The sequence below is a fragment of the Variovorax sp. GW821-FHT09B05 genome, assembly GCF_059418265.1.
Genome location: NZ_JBWKPN010000010.1, coordinates 217,446 through 234,019, shown reverse-complemented (window position 1 = coordinate 234,019; position 16,574 = coordinate 217,446). Strand labels below are relative to the sequence as shown.

General features: G+C 68.2%; 16 protein-coding genes. 10 read left to right on the top strand and 6 right to left on the bottom strand.

The window, feature by feature from the left end; all coding sequences use genetic code 11:
- Nucleotides 1–5 precede the first annotated feature (5 nt).
- Nucleotides 6–3,668, bottom strand: a complete 3,663-nt coding sequence (locus AC07RM_RS25470; protein WP_495336337.1) for an indolepyruvate ferredoxin oxidoreductase family protein — start codon at nt 3,666–3,668, stop codon at nt 6–8.
- 91 nt (nt 3,669–3,759) lie between these two features.
- On the opposite strand from AC07RM_RS25470, the gene AC07RM_RS25465 reads away from it, so the two are divergent.
- Complete coding sequence (locus tag AC07RM_RS25465) at nt 3,760–4,278, top strand: Lrp/AsnC family transcriptional regulator (protein ID WP_057597712.1); 519 nt, start codon at nt 3,760–3,762, stop codon at nt 4,276–4,278.
- Nucleotides 4,279–4,379: 101 nt separating this feature from the next.
- On the opposite strand, the gene groL is transcribed toward AC07RM_RS25465, so the two are convergent.
- Both groL and AC07RM_RS25455 read right to left on the bottom strand, forming a co-directional pair.
- Complete coding sequence (gene groL / locus AC07RM_RS25460) at nt 4,380–6,032, bottom strand: chaperonin GroEL (RefSeq protein ID WP_057597713.1); 1,653 nt, start codon at nt 6,030–6,032, stop codon at nt 4,380–4,382.
- A 29-nt stretch (nt 6,033–6,061) separates the two neighbouring features.
- On the bottom strand, nt 6,062–6,352 hold the full coding sequence (locus AC07RM_RS25455; protein WP_057597714.1) for a co-chaperone GroES: 291 nt from the start codon (nt 6,350–6,352) through the stop codon (nt 6,062–6,064).
- 205 nt (nt 6,353–6,557) lie between these two features.
- Here AC07RM_RS25455 and AC07RM_RS25450 point away from each other — a divergent pair, with 205 nt between their 5' ends.
- Genes AC07RM_RS25450 through arsH form a run of 4 tightly spaced genes read left to right on the top strand, consistent with a single transcriptional unit; the run spans nt 6,558 to nt 9,368 of the window.
- On the top strand, nt 6,558–6,884 hold the full coding sequence (locus tag AC07RM_RS25450; protein ID WP_057596048.1) for an ArsR/SmtB family transcription factor: 327 nt from the start codon (nt 6,558–6,560) through the stop codon (nt 6,882–6,884).
- A 29-nt stretch (nt 6,885–6,913) separates the two neighbouring features.
- Entirely contained in the window at nt 6,914–8,200 is a 1,287-nt protein-coding gene (locus AC07RM_RS25445; protein ID WP_495336336.1) for an arsenic transporter, read from the top strand.
- Between the two features lie 33 nt (nt 8,201–8,233).
- Nucleotides 8,234–8,665 (top strand): arsenate reductase (glutaredoxin), encoded by a 432-nt coding sequence (gene arsC / locus AC07RM_RS25440; protein ID WP_495336335.1) that lies wholly within the window; start codon nt 8,234–8,236, stop codon nt 8,663–8,665.
- Nucleotides 8,634–9,368, top strand: a complete 735-nt coding sequence (gene arsH, locus AC07RM_RS25435) for an arsenical resistance protein ArsH (protein WP_495336334.1) — start codon at nt 8,634–8,636, stop codon at nt 9,366–9,368. Before arsC ends, arsH begins: the two co-directional genes overlap by 32 nt.
- Here the strand turns inward: arsH and AC07RM_RS25430 are convergent.
- On the bottom strand, nt 9,365–10,327 hold the full coding sequence (locus tag AC07RM_RS25430) for a LysR family transcriptional regulator (RefSeq protein WP_495336333.1): 963 nt from the start codon (nt 10,325–10,327) through the stop codon (nt 9,365–9,367). The genes arsH and AC07RM_RS25430 overlap by 4 nt on opposite strands.
- 105 nt (nt 10,328–10,432) lie before the next feature.
- Here AC07RM_RS25430 and AC07RM_RS25425 point away from each other — a divergent pair, with 105 nt between their 5' ends.
- From AC07RM_RS25425 to AC07RM_RS25415, 3 genes are read left to right on the top strand one after another with little or no spacing between them, the layout of a single operon-like run.
- Nucleotides 10,433–11,404 carry a Bug family tripartite tricarboxylate transporter substrate binding protein gene (locus tag AC07RM_RS25425; protein WP_495336332.1) on the top strand — a complete coding sequence of 324 codons (972 nt, stop codon included), beginning with the start codon at nt 10,433–10,435 and terminating at the stop codon, nt 11,402–11,404.
- Between the two features lie 11 nt (nt 11,405–11,415).
- Entirely contained in the window at nt 11,416–11,802 is a 387-nt protein-coding gene (locus AC07RM_RS25420) for a 5-carboxymethyl-2-hydroxymuconate Delta-isomerase (protein WP_495336331.1), read from the top strand.
- Complete coding sequence (locus AC07RM_RS25415; protein ID WP_495336330.1) at nt 11,799–12,809, top strand: polysaccharide deacetylase family protein; 1,011 nt, start codon at nt 11,799–11,801, stop codon at nt 12,807–12,809. Before AC07RM_RS25420 ends, AC07RM_RS25415 begins: the two co-directional genes overlap by 4 nt.
- Before the next feature lie 14 nt (nt 12,810–12,823).
- Here the strand turns inward: AC07RM_RS25415 and AC07RM_RS25410 are convergent, their stop codons facing one another.
- Both AC07RM_RS25410 and AC07RM_RS25405 read right to left on the bottom strand, forming a co-directional pair.
- Nucleotides 12,824–13,993, bottom strand: coding sequence for a calcium:cation antiporter (locus tag AC07RM_RS25410; RefSeq protein WP_495336329.1), 1,170 nt, complete (start codon nt 13,991–13,993; stop codon nt 12,824–12,826).
- A gap of 148 nt (nt 13,994–14,141) precedes the next feature.
- The gene (locus AC07RM_RS25405; RefSeq protein ID WP_495336328.1) at nt 14,142–14,777 is read right to left on the bottom strand and encodes a TetR/AcrR family transcriptional regulator; all 636 of its coding nucleotides are present in this window, start codon (nt 14,775–14,777) and stop codon (nt 14,142–14,144) included.
- A 383-nt stretch (nt 14,778–15,160) separates the two neighbouring features.
- Here AC07RM_RS25405 and AC07RM_RS25400 point away from each other — a divergent pair, with 383 nt between their 5' ends.
- Both AC07RM_RS25400 and AC07RM_RS25395 read left to right on the top strand, forming a co-directional pair.
- Nucleotides 15,161–15,787, top strand: coding sequence for a TetR/AcrR family transcriptional regulator (locus AC07RM_RS25400; protein WP_495336327.1), 627 nt, complete (start codon nt 15,161–15,163; stop codon nt 15,785–15,787).
- Complete coding sequence (locus tag AC07RM_RS25395) at nt 15,784–16,548, top strand: winged helix-turn-helix transcriptional regulator (RefSeq protein ID WP_398498006.1); 765 nt, start codon at nt 15,784–15,786, stop codon at nt 16,546–16,548. Before AC07RM_RS25400 ends, AC07RM_RS25395 begins: the two co-directional genes overlap by 4 nt.
- Nucleotides 16,549–16,574 lie beyond the last annotated feature (26 nt).

The window sequence follows — 16,574 nt, the reverse complement described above, 5'->3', positions numbered from 1 at the left end:
GCGCCTCAGTGCGCCGCGACGATCGCGATGCCCTTGATCTGCCCCGCGGCCTTGGTCGAGGCCGGCGCCGGATAGCGCTGCGGCCGCAGCCGGTGCAGCAGTTCGGCTTCGCGCGCACGCGCCAGTGCGAGGTTGCCGATCTTCACGTGGCCGTAGCCGCGAATCGTCATCGGCAGCGCGGCGATGTCGGCCAGCAGCTTCTGGTCGGCGGCCGCCATGTCCTGCGCCAGTTCGTCGAGCCGGGCCTCGAAGTGGGCGATCAGCTCGCGCTCCAGCCGCCGCTCCTGCGTACGGCCGAAGGGGTCGAAGGGCGTGTGGCGCAGCGCCTTGCCGTGCGCGAGCACGCGCATCGCCGGCAGCATCCAGGCGCCGAAGCGGATCTTGCGCGGGGCCTGGCCGTTCTTCGGCGGTGCGAGGAAGGGCGGAGCCATGTGGAACTCGAGCTTGATCTTCTCGCCCTCGAACTGCTCCATCAGGCTGCGCTGGAAACTGCCGTCGGTGTACAGGCGCGCCACCTCGTACTCGTCCTTGTAGCTCATGAGCTTGAGCAGGCTGCGCGCCGCGTTGCGCGCGAAGGGCAGCGAGGCATCGCCGCCGAGCGCCGACTCGCGCTGCTGCAGCGCGCGGATGCGGGTCTCGAAGCGCCGCGCCCAGGCGGCGTTCTGGTAGCCCGAGAGATGGGCCACGCCACGCGCGACGATGGCCTCGAGGTCGTTGCCGTCGGCCGCGTTCGCGAGGTCCATCGCCGACGCAGGCTGCAGCGTGTCGCCCAGGCGCTTGAGCCCCTCGGGATCGGCCGCGGCCATGCGACCCAGCGCGAAGGCCAGGCGATTGGCGGCGACCGCCACGCCGTTGAGTTCGATGGCGCGCATCAGCGCCTCGAAGCCCAGCGGCACCAGGCCGAGCTGCCATGCGTAGCCCACGGCGAGGATGTTGGCGGCCAGCGTGTCGCCGATGAACTCCTCGGCCAGCGCCTGCGCGTCGAAGGTCTTCACTTGCTCCTCGCCGGCCGCGAACTGCAGCTTCTCGAGCAGCAGGTCGATGTGCAGCTCGGCGTCGGGATTGCGCAGCGACTCGGCGACCGGGATCTCGTGCAGGTTCGCGAGGATGCGCGTGCGGCCGTGGCGCACCGCCTGCAGCGCCTCGGGCGAGGCACCGACGACGAGGTCGCAGGCCAGCACGGCATCGGCCTGCTGGGTGTCGATGCGGGCCTGGTTCAGGCGCTCGGGATGGCTCGCCATGCGCACGAAGCTCAGCACCGAGCCGCCCTTCTGCGCGAAGCCCATGAAGTCGAGCACGCTCGCGGCCTTGCCCTCGAGGTGCGCGGCCATCGCGACCAGCGCGCCCATGGTCACCACGCCGGTGCCGCCGACGCCGGTGACCAGCAGGTCGTAGGGCGCGTTGTCCCAGTCGTGGCCCGGGGGCTGCGGCAGCGCGGCGGCGCGCGCCAGCACGGCGTCCTTCTCGCGCTGCAGCGCGCCGGCCTTGCGGCGCAGCGAGGCGCCGGTCACGCCCACGAAGCTCGGGCAGAAGCCCTGGGCGCACGAATAGTCCTTGTTGCAGTGGGTCTGGTCGATCTGGCGCTTGCGGCCCAGCGGCGTCTCGTGCGGCACCACGGCCACGCAGTTGCTCTGCACCGTGCAATCGCCGCAGCCTTCGCACACCGCCTGGTTGATGAACAGGCGCTTGGGCGGATCGGCGAGCTCGCCCTTCTTGCGCCGGCGGCGCTTCTCGGCGGCGCAGGTCTGCTCGTAGATCAGCACGGTGACGCCCGCCACTTCGCGCAGTTCGCGCTGCACCGTGTCGAGCAGGCTCCGGTCGTGGAAGCCGGTGCCGGCCGGGAAGCGGTCCTTCTGGCCGTCGTACTTGCGGATGTCGTCGCTGACCACCACCACGCGCGCCACGCCTTCCGATTCGACCTGGCGCGCGATCGCGTCGACGGAGATCACGCCGTCCACCGGCTGGCCGCCGGTCATCGCGACCGCGTCGTTGAACAGGATCTTGTAGGTCATGGTGGCCTTGGCCGCCACTGCCTGCCGGATCGCCAGGTAGCCCGAGTGGTAGTAGGTGCCGTCGCCGAGGTTCTGGAACACGTGCGGCACGCGCGTGAACTTGGAATGCGAGATCCAGTCCACGCCTTCGCCGCCCATCTGCACCAGGCCCGCGGTGCCGCGCTCCATCCAGCTGGCCATGAAGTGGCAGCCGATGCCGGCGCGCGCGGTCGAGCCCTCGGGCACCTTGGTGCTGGTGTTGTGCGGGCAGCCGGCGCAGAAGTAGGGCAGGCGCTTGACCGCATCGCTGGCGTTGGCCAGCAGGTCGGGCGGCGTGAAGTCGCGCACGCGCTCGGTCGGGCGGTCGATGCCGTCGGCGCCGCCGACGTGACGCTCGAGCCATTCGGCCACGCGCTCGATCAGCCGCGAGGGCCGCAGCTCGCCGAGCGCCGAGATGAAGGGGCGGCCATCGCGGTCGTGCTTGCCGACCAGCGCCGGGCGCGCGTCGGCCGGCGCGTTGTAGAACATGTCGCGCAGCTGGCTCTCGACGAAGGCGCCTTTCTCCTCGATCACCAGCACCTCGGCCAGGCCCGCGGTGAAGGCGCGCATGCGCGTCTGCTCGAGCGGGAAGCTCAGGCCCACCTTGTAGATGCGCACGCCGGCCGCGGCCAGGCGCTCGGTCGAGATCTCGAGCCGGCGCAGCACTTCCATCAGGTCGTAGTGGGCCTTGCCGCAGGTCACGATGCCGACCCGGGCCTCGGGGCTCTCGACCGCCACGCGGTCGATGCTGTTGACGCGCGCGAACGCGGCCACCGCCTCGTGCTTGTCGGCCAGCCGCGACTCGATGCGCAGCGAGGGCAGGTCGGGCCAGCGGTAGTGCAGGCCGTCGGCCGGCGCGCGGTGGCCGGTGGCCTCGCGCACGCCGTCGGCATCGAGCCAGGCGGCGCTGCGCGCGAGGATCAGGTCGAGGTCGACCGTGCTCGAGCTCTCGACCACCTCCGACAGCGCCGGCATGCCGACCCAGGTGCCCGAGTAGCGCGAGAGCGCATAGCCGTAGAGCCCGAACTCCACCAGCTCGGCCACGTTGGCCGGCTGCACCACCGGCATGCCCCAGGCCGCGAAGGCCTGGTCGGACTGGTGCGGCATCGACGAGGACACGCAGCCGTGGTCGTCGCCCGCCACCACCAGCACGCCGCCGTTGGGCGAGGCGCCGTAGGCATTGCCGTGCTTGATCGCGTCGCCCGCGCGGTCCACGCCCGGGCCCTTGCCGTACCACATGCCGAACACGGCCTCGACCTCGCGCTCGGGGTCGGACTCCACGCGCTGGGTGCCGAGCACCTGGGTGGCGGCCAGCTCCTCGTTGATGGCGGGCACGAAGCGCACGCCTTCCTGCTCGAAGCGGCTGCCGGCCTTCCAGATCGCCTGGTCGACCATGCCGAGCGGCGAGCCGCGGTAGCCGCTGACGAAGCCGCGGCTGTCGAGGCCGCGCGCGGCATCGCGCTGGCGCTGCATGCACAAGAGGCGCACCAGCGCCTGCGTGCCGGTGAGGAAGACCACGCCCGAGCTCGCCCAGAGGTTGTCGGCGAGCTGGTAGCCCGGACGGGCGAGGGTGGTCGTGGCGGCGGTTTCGGCGGCGCGGGTGGGGGCTGCGGCCGAAGAGAGGTCATTCGAATTCATTGCGAGATTGTTGTTCTCGCTCAGGAGGAATATTCTCTTGAATCACTACAGGGTGACCCTCAAATCAGGAATATCCATCTCAAAAATCGCCATGAACGACGAATTCATTCCTCTCGACCATCATTCGCTGCGCATCCTCGACGAACTGCAGCGCGACGCGCGCCAGACCGTGCAGCAGATCGCCGACGCGGTGGGGCTGTCGCCCACGCCGTGCTGGCGCCGCATCAAGGACATGGAGGCCAGCGGCGTGATCCGCGGCTACACGGTGATCGTCGACCGCGAGAAGGTGGGGCTGAACCTCGCGGCCGTGACCGAGGTGAACCTCGACCGCCACAGCGAGGCCAAGGTGCGCGACTTCGAACGTGCCGTGGCCGCGAGTCCGCAGGTGGTGCGCTGTGCCTCGGCCACCGGGCCGGCCGACTACATCCTCACGGTGCTGGTGCCCGACATCAAGCACTACGAGCAGTTCCTGCACACCACGCTGTTCGAGCAGGCCGGCGTGACGCACGTGCGCTCGGCGATCGTGCTGCGCGAGGTCAAGGCCGACGCGCCGCTGCCGATCGACATGGCGTCGACCGCGGCGGGGCCGCGGCGCAGGGCGCGCGGCTGAAGCGGCGCGCCCAAAGAAAAAGGCCGGGGCGAACCCCGGCCTTTTTTGTGTCTGAACGACCCGCCCGCCGAACGCCGAAGCGCTCGCCGGGCGAGAGGCAATTACATGCCCATGCCGCCCATGCCACCCATGCCGCCCATGTCGGGCATGCCGCCGCCGGCAGGAGCGTCGTCCTTCGGAGCGTCAGCCACCATGGCTTCGGTCGTCAGCAGCAGCGAGGCCACCGAAGCGGCGTTCTGCAGCGCGGTGCGGGTCACCTTGGTCGGGTCCAGGATGCCCAGCTCGAGCATGTCGCCGTACGAGTCGTTGGCGGCATTGAAGCCGTAGTTGCCCTTGCCGGCCAGCACCGCGTTCACCACCACCGAGGCTTCGCCGCCGGCGTTGTTCACGATTTCGCGCAGGGGGGCTTCGATGGCCTTCAGGACCAGCTTGATGCCGGCGTCCTGATCGGCGTTGTCGCCCTTCACGCGGTCGCCCACGGCTTGCTTGGCGCGCAGCAGGGCCACGCCACCACCGGCAACCACGCCTTCTTCCACTGCAGCGCGGGTGGCGTGCAGGGCGTCTTCGACGCGAGCCTTCTTTTCCTTCATTTCGACTTCGGTGGCAGCGCCGACCTTGATCACTGCAACGCCGCCGGCCAGCTTGGCCACGCGCTCTTGCAGCTTTTCACGGTCGTAGTCGCTGGTCGCTTCCTCGATCTGCACGCGCACTTGCTTCACGCGGGCTTCGATGTCGGCAGCAGCGCCCGAACCGTCGATGATGATGGTGTTTTCCTTGCCCACTTCGATGCGCTTGGCTTGACCCAGGTCGGCCAGCGTCACCTTCTCGAGGGTCAGGCCGACTTCTTCGGCGATGACCTTGCCGCCCGTCAGGATGGCGATGTCTTCGAGCATGGCCTTGCGGCGGTCGCCGAAGCCAGGCGCCTTGACGGCCACGACCTTCAGGATGCCGCGGATCGTGTTCACGACCAGCGTCGCCAGGGCTTCGCCCTCGACTTCTTCGGCAATGATCAGCAGCGGACGACCGGCCTTGGCGACTTGTTCCAGCGTGGGGAGCAGGTCACGGATGTTGCTGATCTTCTTGTCGAACAGCAGCACGAAGGGGTTGTCGAGCAGCGCCGATTGCTTCTCGGGGTTGTTGATGAAGTAGGGCGACAGGTAGCCGCGGTCGAATTGCATGCCTTCGACGACGTCCAGTTCGCTGTCCAGCGACTTGCCGTCTTCGACGGTGATCACGCCTTCCTTGCCGACCTTGTCCATCGCGTCGGCGATGAGCTTGCCGATGGTTTCGTCGCTGTTGGCCGAGATCGAGCCGACTTGAGCGATTTCCTTCGACGTGGTGGTGGGCTTCGAAGCCTTCTTCAGCTCTTCGACCAGGGCCGTCACGGCCTTGTCGATGCCGCGCTTCAGGTCCATCGGGTTGATGCCGGCGGCCACGTACTTGAAGCCTTCGCGAACGATGGCTTGTGCCAGCACGGTCGCGGTGGTGGTGCCGTCACCGGCGTTGTCCGAAGTCTTGGAAGCCACTTCCTTCACGAGCTGGGCGCCCATGTTCTGCAGCTTGTCCTTGAGTTCGATTTCCTTGGCGACCGACACACCGTCCTTGGTCACGGTGGGGGCGCCGAACGAGCGCTCGAGCACCACGTTGCGGCCCTTGGGGCCCAGGGTCACTTTGACCGCGTTGGCCAGGATGTTCACACCCTCGACCATGCGTGCGCGGGCTTCTCCGCCGAAGACGACGTCTTTTGCTGCCATGTTTGTTTACTCCGAATGGGATGGGTGGATTACTTCTCGACGACCGCGAACAGGTCGTCTTCCTTCATGACGAGCAGCTCGTCGCCATCGACCTTGACGGTCTGGCCGCTGTACTTGCCGAACAGGACGCGGTCGCCGACCTTCACGGTCAGGGCCGACAGGTCGCCCTTGTCATTGCGCTTGCCCGGGCCCACGGCCAGGACTTCACCCTGATCGGGCTTCTCGGCGGCGGCGTCGGGGATGACGATGCCCGAGGCAGTCTTGGTTTCGCTGTCGATACGCTTGACGATCACGCGATCGGCCAAAGGACGAAGTTTCATTGCATCTCCTGGATAAGAAACTGGGTGGTGGTTTTTTGGGCGCCCATCCGGCAGGACCGGTTGCCCGTCGACTGGAGGCGAGGCTTGTTAGCACTCAACCACAGCGAGTGCTAATCATAAGGGCAATCGCCGGGGTTTCAAGCGCCGGGGCGGGTTGCGCGGGAAGTCGGTTGCCACGATTCAATATTTCAACGATGATTGAAATATGGAAGAAGAAGCCGTCATCCGTTCCCTCATGGCCCTCGCGCAGAGCGTGCGCCTGCGTGTGTTTCGCGCGCTGGTCGTGGCCGGCCCGCAGGGCATGACGCCCGGCGCGCTGACCGAAACGCTGGGCGTTCCGGCCACGGGCCTGTCGTTCCATCTCAAGGAGCTGGGCCGCGCGGGCCTGGTGTCGCAGGAGCGGCAGGGGCGCCACCTGATCTACCGCGCCTCGTTCGACCAGATGAACGGGCTGCTGGCCTATCTGAGCGAGAACTGCTGCCAGGGGCAGCCCTGCGAAGTCGATGCGCAAGGCGCGTCCTGCGACTGCTGACGGTCGGCGCCGCAGCGTTTCCTCGCCCCATGCTCACCGCCGTTCTCATTTTTCTCGCGACCCTGGTGCTCGTCATCTGGCAGCCGCGCGGCCTCGGCATCGGATGGAGCGCCGCGCTGGGCGCGCTGGTGGCGCTGGCCCTCGGCGTGGTGCATCTGCCCGACGTCGTGCGGGTCTGGCAGATCGTCTGGAATGCCACCGGGACCTTCATCGCCGTGATCGTCATCAGCCTGCTGCTCGACGAGGCCGGCTTCTTCGAATGGGCCGCGCTGCACGTCGCGCGCTGGGGCGGCGGCAGCGGCGGCCGGCTGTTCGCCTTCATCGTGCTGCTCGGTGCGGCCGTCTCGGCGCTGTTCGCCAACGACGGCGCCGCGCTGATCCTCACGCCGATCGTGATGGCCATGCTGGTGGCGCTGGGCTTCACGCCGGCCACCACACTGGCTTTCGTGATGGCGGCCGGCTTCATCGCCGACACCGCGAGCCTGCCGCTGATCGTCTCGAACCTCGTCAACATCGTCTCGGCCGACTTCTTCGGGATCGGCTTCAACGCCTATGCGGCGGTGATGGTGCCGGTCAACCTTGCGGCGGTGGCAGCCAGCCTGCTGGCCTTGCTCCTTTATTTCCGTCGCGACATTCCCGCGCGCTACGACGCCAGCCGCTTGAAGCGCCCGGCCGATGCCATCCGCGACCCGGCCACCTTTCGCGCGGGCTGGGTCGTGCTGGTGCTGCTGCTCGTCGGCTTCTTCGGCCTCGAGCCATTGGGCGTGCCGGTCAGCGCCGTGGCGGCCGTTGGCGCGCTGCTGCTGCTGGCCGTGGCGGCCCGCGGGGAGGTCATCGCCACGCGCAAGGTGCTGCGCGGCGCGCCCTGGCAGATCGTCGTGTTCTCGCTGGGCATGTACCTGGTGGTCTACGGGCTGCGCAATGCCGGCCTGACCGAGCAGATCTCGACGCTGCTCGACGTGTTCGCGCAAGGCGGCATCTGGGGCGCGGCCCTGGGCACGGGCTTCCTGGCGGCCGCGCTGTCTTCCGTGATGAACAACATGCCGACGGTGCTGATCGGCGCGCTCTCCATCGATGCCTCGGGCGCCACCGGCGTGGTGAAGGAGGCGATGGTCTACGCCAACGTCATCGGCTGCGACCTGGGCCCGAAGATCACGCCGATCGGCAGCCTCGCCACCCTGCTGTGGCTGCACGTGCTCGCGAAGAAGGGCACCACCATCGGCTGGGGCTACTACTTCAAGGTGGGTGTCGTCATGACGGTGCCCGTACTCGCCCTGACCCTCGCCGCACTCGCACTGCGCCTGAGCTTCGGCTGATCTGCTTTCTCACCAGCGACATCCCTCCCTTCCATGAGCGACATCACGATCTATCACAACCCCGACTGCGGCACCTCGCGCAACGTGCTCGCGCTGATCCGCAACAGCGGCGAGGAGCCGACCGTCATCGAGTACCTCAAGCATCCGCCGAGCCGCGCAACGCTCGAGCAACTGGTCGTCGACATGGGCATCGGCGTGCGCGACCTGTTGCGCCAGAAGGGCACGCCCCACGACGAGCTCGGGCTGGCCGATGCGAAGTGGACCGATGCGGAACTGATCGGCTTCATGCTCGCGCATCCGATCCTCATCAACCGCCCGATCGTCGTCACGCCGTTGGGCACGCGCCTGTGCCGGCCATCGGAGGCCGTGCTCGACCTGCTGCCGCACGCCCAGCGCGGCGCGTTCTCGAAGGAAGACGGCGAGCCCGTCATCGATGCGAAAGGCCAGCGTGTCGCCAAGCCCTGACCTGCCGAACCTGGATGCGGAGGCCTTCCGGCTGCCGGACCCACAGCAGCTGTGGCCCGCCGAGCGCTCGACGCATGCGCCGCGCATCCTGCTGCTCTATGGCTCGGTCCGCGAGCGTTCGTACAGCCGCCTGCTGACCGAAGAGGCCGAGCGGCTGCTGCGCGCGCTGGGCGCGCAGACCCGCGTCTTCGATCCGCGCGGCCTGCCGCTGCCCGACAGCGAACCCGAGGATCATCCGAAGGTGCAGGAGCTGCGTGCGCTCGCGCAGTGGTCCGAAGGCATGGTCTGGTGCTCGCCGGAACGCCATGGCGCGATGACCGGCATCATGAAGGCGCAGCTCGACTGGATCCCGCTGTCGGTCGGTTCCGTGCGGCCGACGCAGGGCAAGACGCTGGCCGTGATGGAGGTGTCGGGCGGCTCGCAGTCCTTCAATGCGGTGAACCAGCTGCGCGTGCTCGGACGCTGGATGCGCATGATCACCATCCCGAACCAGTCCTCGGTGGCCAAGGCCTACCTCGAGTTCGACGAAGCCGGGCGCATGAAGCCCTCGCCGTACTACGAACGCGTGGTCGACGTCATGGAGGAGCTGGTCAAGTTCACGCTGCTGACGCGCGACTGTGCCGGCCATCTGGTCGATCGCTACAGCGAGCGGCGCGAGAGTGCCAAGGCCTTGTCGCGGCGCGTGAACCTGCGAAGCATCTAGCGCCGTGCCTTGCCGGGCGCGGTCCAGCCCGACGGCAGGGCCGGCGCGCCCGCGACCAGCGCATCCCAGAGATGGCGCGACGCGTTCGTGTGATGGCGCGTGCGTGAACGCACGAGGCAGGCCGTGCGCTGCAGTTCGACGCAGTCGATCGGCACCGCGTCGTGCACCGCCAGGCTCGATGCGGCCGCGGCGTTGAGGATCGCGACCATGCCGCTCTCGCGCGCGGCCGCCACCAGGTCTTCGAGTGCATCCGATTCGAGCCGGACCTGTGGCTTGAGGCCCTGCGAGGCAAAGGCCGCGTCGAGCTCGCGGCGCATCATGTATTCGCTCGGCAGCAGCGCGAGCCTGCAGGGCGCGAGCTGCGCCAGCGTGAGCCGCCGCGCGCGCCGTGGCAGGGCGCCGACGGCGACGGCCCGCTCGACGAAGCATTGCGCGATCTCGAGGTCGGCATGGGGATGCGGATCGAAGCTCACCGCGAACTCGAAGTCGCCGCGCAGCACGCCTTCCTCGAGCGCGTGCGCGGTGCGCCGCCGCAGCGCGACGGACAGCGCGGGCCAGCGCGCCTGCGCCGCGCGCATCACCGGCACCACCCAGCAGGCGCCGTAGGACTGCACGAGTCCCACGCGCACCAGGCCCGAGATGGTGTCGGCCCGCTCGGGCACCTCGCGCAAGGCCGACTGCAGCTCGAGCAGGCTGCCCGCGATGCGGCGTTCGAGTTCGTGCCCCGACAGCGTGGGGACCGCGCGGCCGCCGGTGCGGTCGAAGAGCGGCACGCCCAGCACCTGCTCGAGCAGCGCGATCTGTTCCGACAACGCGGGTTGCGAGATCGAGCATTCGCGCGCCGCCTCGTTGAAGCTGGGCGCGCGCATGGCGGCGCTGAAGTAGCGCAGCTGCCGCAGCGAAACGAGCTCGAGGGGATCGCGTGCGCGCTGGGCGCGGCTGCTGGGGCGTGCGGTCATGGCGATCGGATTATCCGATGGGGTGTGCCGAAAAATGCGATTTGCCGCGGCCGGCGCATGCTCTGAAACTGCTTCCCAAGACGAGACATCAGGAAGCACCGATTCATGCAGCGACGTAATTTCCTCCAGGCCGGCGCGGCCCTTGCGATCCCCGGCCTTGCCGGCGCATCGCACGCACAGGCCTTTCCCTCCAAGCCGATCCGCATCGTCTGCCCGTATCCCGCCGGCGCCACCACCGACGCGATCTCGCGCCTGATGGCGCATGCGCTGCAGACGGAGAGCGGCGCCACGGTGCTCGTGGACAACCGTGGCGGCGCGGGCGGCAACATCGGCACCGAAGCCGTGGCGCGCGGCGAGGCCGACGGCCACACGCTGCTGCTCGCGGCGCTCGGCCCGATGGCGGCGAATGCCGCGCTCTATCCCAAGCTCAACTACGACCCGGCCAAGGACTTCGCGCCGCTGGCCTGGGCCGCGTCGGTGCCGCTGGTGATGGTGGCGCATCCCTCGTTCCCCGCGCCGAACCTGCGCGCGGCGCTCGAGGTGCTGCGCAAGGCGCCGGGCCGCTACTCCTACGCCTCGGCGGGCAACGGCACGCCGCAGCACCTGGCGGCCGAGCTCTTCAAGCGCGAGGCGCAGGTGTCGATCCTGCATGTGCCGTACCGAGGCTCGGCGCCGGCGCTCAACGATCTGATGGGCGGCACCGTGCAACTGCTGTTCGAGGCCACACCGGCGGTGCTGCAGCACATCGTGTCGGGCCGGCTCAAGGCGCTCGCCGTGACCAGCCCCGCGCGCATTCCCGCGCTGCCCGAGGTCCCGACGCTCAAGGAGAGCGGCGTCGATGCGCAGATCGGCGGCTGGTACGGCTTCGTCGCGCCCGCGGCCACGCCGAGCGAACGCCAGGCCTGGCTGGTCGATCACATGCGCCGCGCGCTGGCGCAGAAGAACACGCGCGACAAGCTCGCGGAACTGGGATCGATCGCCGTCGACAGCTCGCCGCAGGCCTTCGCGCGGATGATGGCCGGCGAGCGCATCCGCTGGCAGCAACTGATCCGCGAGGCCGGCATCAAGCTGGATTGAGGTCGCGCGCCATGCCCCACATCGTTGTCGAGGCATCGCCTCCTCTGCTCGCGGCCATCGATTGGCCGCGGACCCTGCGGACGCTGCACCGCGCGCTCGCGGACAGCGGATCGGCCGCGCTCGGCGATCTCAAGTCGCGCGTGCAACCCATCGTGGCCGAACTCTGCGGCGACGAGCCCGGCGCGCAGCAACTGATCGCCACGCTGGTGCTCACGAATCCGCGTGCGAGCGAGGTGAGTCAGCGGATGGCCGACACCGCGTTCACGGTGCTGTCCCGCGCGGTCGAGGCGCTGTCGCCTGGCCAATGGGTGCAGTGCTGCGTGTTCCTGCGCGAACACCCCAAGGCGAACTACTGGAAGCAGCAGTGGAACCCGCCATCGAACCCCCACCATCCATGAAAGGGATCCTCCAGATGAACGCCAACCCCTCCATCGGCAGCCTCGAGCGCCGCAACATCCTGCGCGGTGGCGCGGGCACGGTGGCGGCCGCCGCGCTGTCCGGCCTCGCGGCCGGCGAAGCGCGGGCCCAGGCGCGGCCGAAGGCCGCAGCCACGGCCGGCACCGGCCGCCACTGGCCGAACGGCGCGCGGCTCGTGATCTCGGTGTCGATGCAGTTCGAGTCGGGCGCGCAGAGCGAGCACGACAACGGCTCGCCGTTTCCGCCGATGGATGCGAAGTACCCGGACCTGCCGGCGCGCACCTGGTTCGAATACGGCGTGCGCGAAGGCATCCCGCGGTTGCTCGACCTGTGGGACCGGCATGGCGTGAAGGTGACTTCGCACATGACCGGCCAGGCCGTGGAGCGCAACCCGCAGCTCGCGCGCGAGATCGTGCAGCGCGGCCACGAAGCCGCCGCGCATGGCCAGACCTGGACCCCGCACTGGGACATCTCGCCCGAGCAGGAGCGCGCCTCCTACCAGGCCAACATCGATGCGCTGGTCAAGGCCACCGGCACCCGTCCCGCGGGCTACAACGCGTTCTGGCTGCGCGGCACGCCACGCACGCTCGGCATCCTGCAGGAGCTGGGCTTCACCTACCACATCGACGACCTCTCGGCCGACGAGCCGATGACCACGCAGGTCAACGGCAAGCCCTTCGCGGTGGTGCCCTACACGCTGCGCATGAACGACATCGCCCGCTTCGGCGCGGAGGGGCCGCTCACGGCCGCGGCCTTCGGCCAGGAGCTCAAGGACGAGTTCGACCAGCTCTACGCCGAGGCGGCCGGCCGTCGGCGGATGATGTCGATCTCCACCCACGACCGCATCGGCGGCACGCCCGCGCGCGTGAAGGCGCTGGGCGAGTTCCTCGCCTATGCGAACAAGCACCCGGGCGTGGCCTTCGAGCGCAAGGACCGGATCGCGCAGTGGGCGCTGTCGCTGTCGGGCGTGCCGAGCCGCACCTATTGAGCGGGAGAACCGGCTCAGGGACTGAAGAGGAGCAGCCCGAAGATCGCGAACAGCGCGAGGTGCATCCAGCCCTGCACGGCCGAAGTCTTCTGGCCGTTGAAGCTCAGCATGCCCAGCGCCACGGTGGCGATGTAGAGCACCGTCTCCATGTTCGAGATGCCCATGATCACCTGCTTGCCGGTCACGAGGCCGATCACGAGCACGGCCGGCACCGTCAGTCCCACGGTGGAGACGAAGGCGCCCAGGCACAGGTTGATGGCGCGCTGCATCTCGTTGTTCATCGCGGCCTTCACGGCCGTGATGGACTCGGGCGTGAACACGATGATGGCGATCAGGACGCCGCCCAGGGCGGTGGGCGCGCCGGCCGCCGCGATGCCGTAGTCGGTGACCACCGCGAGATGGTGGGCGAGCAGCACGATCGGCAGGATCAGCGCGATCAGCAGGGCCGAGCGCAGCACGAGGAACTTCGTGTCCGTCCGCGCGGGCTGGGGCAGCAGGCCGACGGCATGGCGCGCCGGGTCGGCATCGATGCCCGGTGCGGGCTCCATGTAGAGCTTGCGGTGGCTCCGCATCTGCAGGCCGAGGAAGACCGCGTAGACCACGGCCGTGACCGCCGTGATGCCGATGGCCTGGACGGTTGTGAACTCGCCCGCGCCGCTCAGGTACTTCGGCAGCACCAGCGCGATGCTGGCCAGCAGCACCACCATCGACAGGTACGAGGCGGTGCCCTGCGCGTTGTAGCCCTGATGGCCGTTGCGGCCGTAGCCCGCGATCAGGCACAGGCCCATCACGAGGTTCATGATGATCATCATGACGGCGAAGATCGAGTCGCGGCCAATGGTGGGGAAGTCGCCCGGCCCCAGCAGCACGGAGGCGATCAGCACCACCTCGATCAGCACGATCGACAGCGTGAGGATCAGGGTGCCGTAGGGCTCGCCCAGCGCATGCGCGAGATGGTCGGCCTCCTTCACCACGCCGAAGGACGCGGCCAGGATCGTGACGAACAGCGCCGCGAACGCGATGCCCGCCGTGACCGGTGTCATCGAGGGGCCGAGCCAGCCGGCGCCGAAGACGGTGAACGCGCCGACGACGGCCCAGGCGGCGATCAGCAGCAGCCAGGTCGACGGCGGAACGGAGGGTTGGAGGGCAGCGCCCGGAGGCGGCAGTTTGCGAGGAGTGACCATGGTTGAACTTCAGCAGAAGCGCAGGGTCGTCCCCGAACGGTGATCGCGTCTTGGAGTCGTCCCCAAAGGCGAGCGCGGCAGGCGCGCTGGAGGCACTCTATCACAGGCAACACCGGGTGAAAGGCGCACCGTCCGCGGCCCAACGCCATCAAGTTGCGTTGCCGAGCGCAGGGTGCACCAGGGTGGCCATGAGGCCTTCCAGGCTCTTCTCGACGCGTTCCATGTCGAGCTTCGGCTCGCGCACCGCGCGAATCAACAGGCCCTCGACGAAGCATTCGAGCGTGAGAACGCGGATCCCGATCTCCTGCTCGCCCAAGGCCGCGCCGGACTTGCCGAGGAGATCGCTCAGCCAGGCCGCCAGCGATCTCCTGGCTTCTCCGTCCACCTTGGTGATCTGCTGCGCGATCGCTTCGTTGCGCGTGCTCTCGGCACTCATCTCGAGGATCAGCGTGGCGCTCGGCACGTCGGGATCGCCCGCCAGCCAGCGGCGCAGGTATTCGCAGATGCGCGTGGTCACGACCTTCGGCGGCAGGCCCACCAGGTTCACCCCGTTGCCGGTGCTGATCTGCTGATGCATGAGCGCGAGAACGATCTCTTCCTTGCTCGCGAAGTAGCGATAGATCAGCCCCGGGCTCATCTGCGCCGCTTCGCTGATGCGGGCGATGGTGCCCGCATGCAGCCCGTCCTCGATGAAGCACTCCCTGGCGGCCTTCAGGATCCTCTGTCGCTGCGACTCCGCCCGCAGTTCGCTCTTGGGGGACGAGCGCTTGGTCGTGCTATTCACTCGGGAATTCCTTGAGGGTGGTGTTGCATGAGGGGGTGGCGTCGACGTTCATGAAAGTCTTGAAAGTATAAACATTCATTCATGTTGCGAGGGGTGCCGGCCGCTGCCAAGGGGGATTGGCGCCATTCCGAGCACCGGACCGAGCCATCTTTCACGAAGAGGGACGTTGCCGACAGTTTGATGACGCAGAAGCAAAGTACCGAGAACTAGTTCCGGTTTTCGCGTGAATGTTGTTGCTTTCCCCTAGGAATCGGACGGACTGGGCCCTCCAGAAAGAGCCAGTAGGTTAACCTAAGAAAAAATGAATATTCACTCTCTTCAATGCAACAGATTCTGTCTGTTCAGCATGCGTCGAAAGGATTCAAGTGGTACAGGAAACAGGGATGAAGCAAGCAGGCGGTGCGCACGATGAAAGTTCATCGCGCAACCGCATTCTTTCGGTGGCGGCCATGTGCTTCGCGCAGCGTGGCATCCGAGCCGTATCGATGGTCTGCATCTGCGATGCGGCCGAAACGAGTCCTGACGAGATTCGTCGCCACTTCGAGACCAAGGACGACATCGTGCTGGCCTTGCTCGACCGTCTGCAGGGGCTGGGGCTCGGCAGCCTGACGGAGCTCACCCCCGAGGCCGTGGCGGCCTTCGTTTACGACCGGATGCGCTGCTGGCGCGCCACCGGCGCGGCAAACGCGGCATTCATGCTGGAAGCGGTCGCGGAGGGCGCACGCCGGGCGCGCGTGGCCGGCGCCAACGCGCAGGCCGTGATGCACGAACGCCAGGCGCTCGTCGCCCTGTTGCAGGCCCGCTTGCGCCAGGCCAACCGCTCCTTGCCCGAGGCGGAGATTCGCGGCCGGGTGTTTGCGTTGCAATGCTTCGTCGAAGGCGTGGTGCTGCGCGCGTCGCGCGAGCCTGACATGGACCTCGACGTGGTCCGCGAAAGCGTCCGGCGCTTCGTGGCCGAGCTGGTCCCGAGCTCCGAATCGGCGGCGCCGGCGCCTGGAGCGTACGCATGAGCCCGACGACGAACGCCGGGCTCTCGAACACGGGATCCATCTCCTCGCTGGCGCTGGTCTTCGGCGACGACCGCAACCGAGGTGCGTTGCGCGATGCGCTCGATTCGCAGGGGTTCGCCTCGGCGGCCTTCGATTCGGTGCAGACCTTGTGGGACTCGCTGTCCTCGGGCCGCCGCTACGACGCGCTGATCGCCTGTGCCGACAAGGCGTGGAGCCCGCGACGCTGGGTGAATCTGCGCAGCATGGTGAAGCTGCCGATCCTCGTGGTCGTCTCGCGCGATGCCCTGGAGCTCGCGTCCACCTTCGACGACGAATCGATCAACGGCGAACGGATCGAGTTCGCCACGGCGCCGGTGGACGGTGCCGAGCTGGCCATGCGCCTGCGGCTGCTGCACTCGCGCAGGAACGGCACCAACGCGCCGCCGGTCGAGGAAGACCTGATCTGGGGCAGCTTCCACTTCAAGCGGCAGGCGCGCGTGGTGCTGGTCGATGGCGTGGAAGTCCGCCTGCAGCCACGCGAGTTCGAGGTGGCGCTGATCCTGTTCCAGAACCTCGGCAAGGTCATCGGCCGCGCGGAGATCGAAGCGCAGCTCTTCGACCGGCCCGCCAGTCCCGGTTCACGGGTGCTCGACGTGCACGTGACCCGCGTGCGAAGAAAGCTTTCGCTGGGGCCGGAGAAGGGGGTGAGGCTGTTGACGATTTATGGAGTTGGCTACCGCCTGGTGGCCCTGAATCCACCCTCGGAAATCCGGTCGGGGTGACGGTGTTCGTGTTTTGCAGAAGCAGG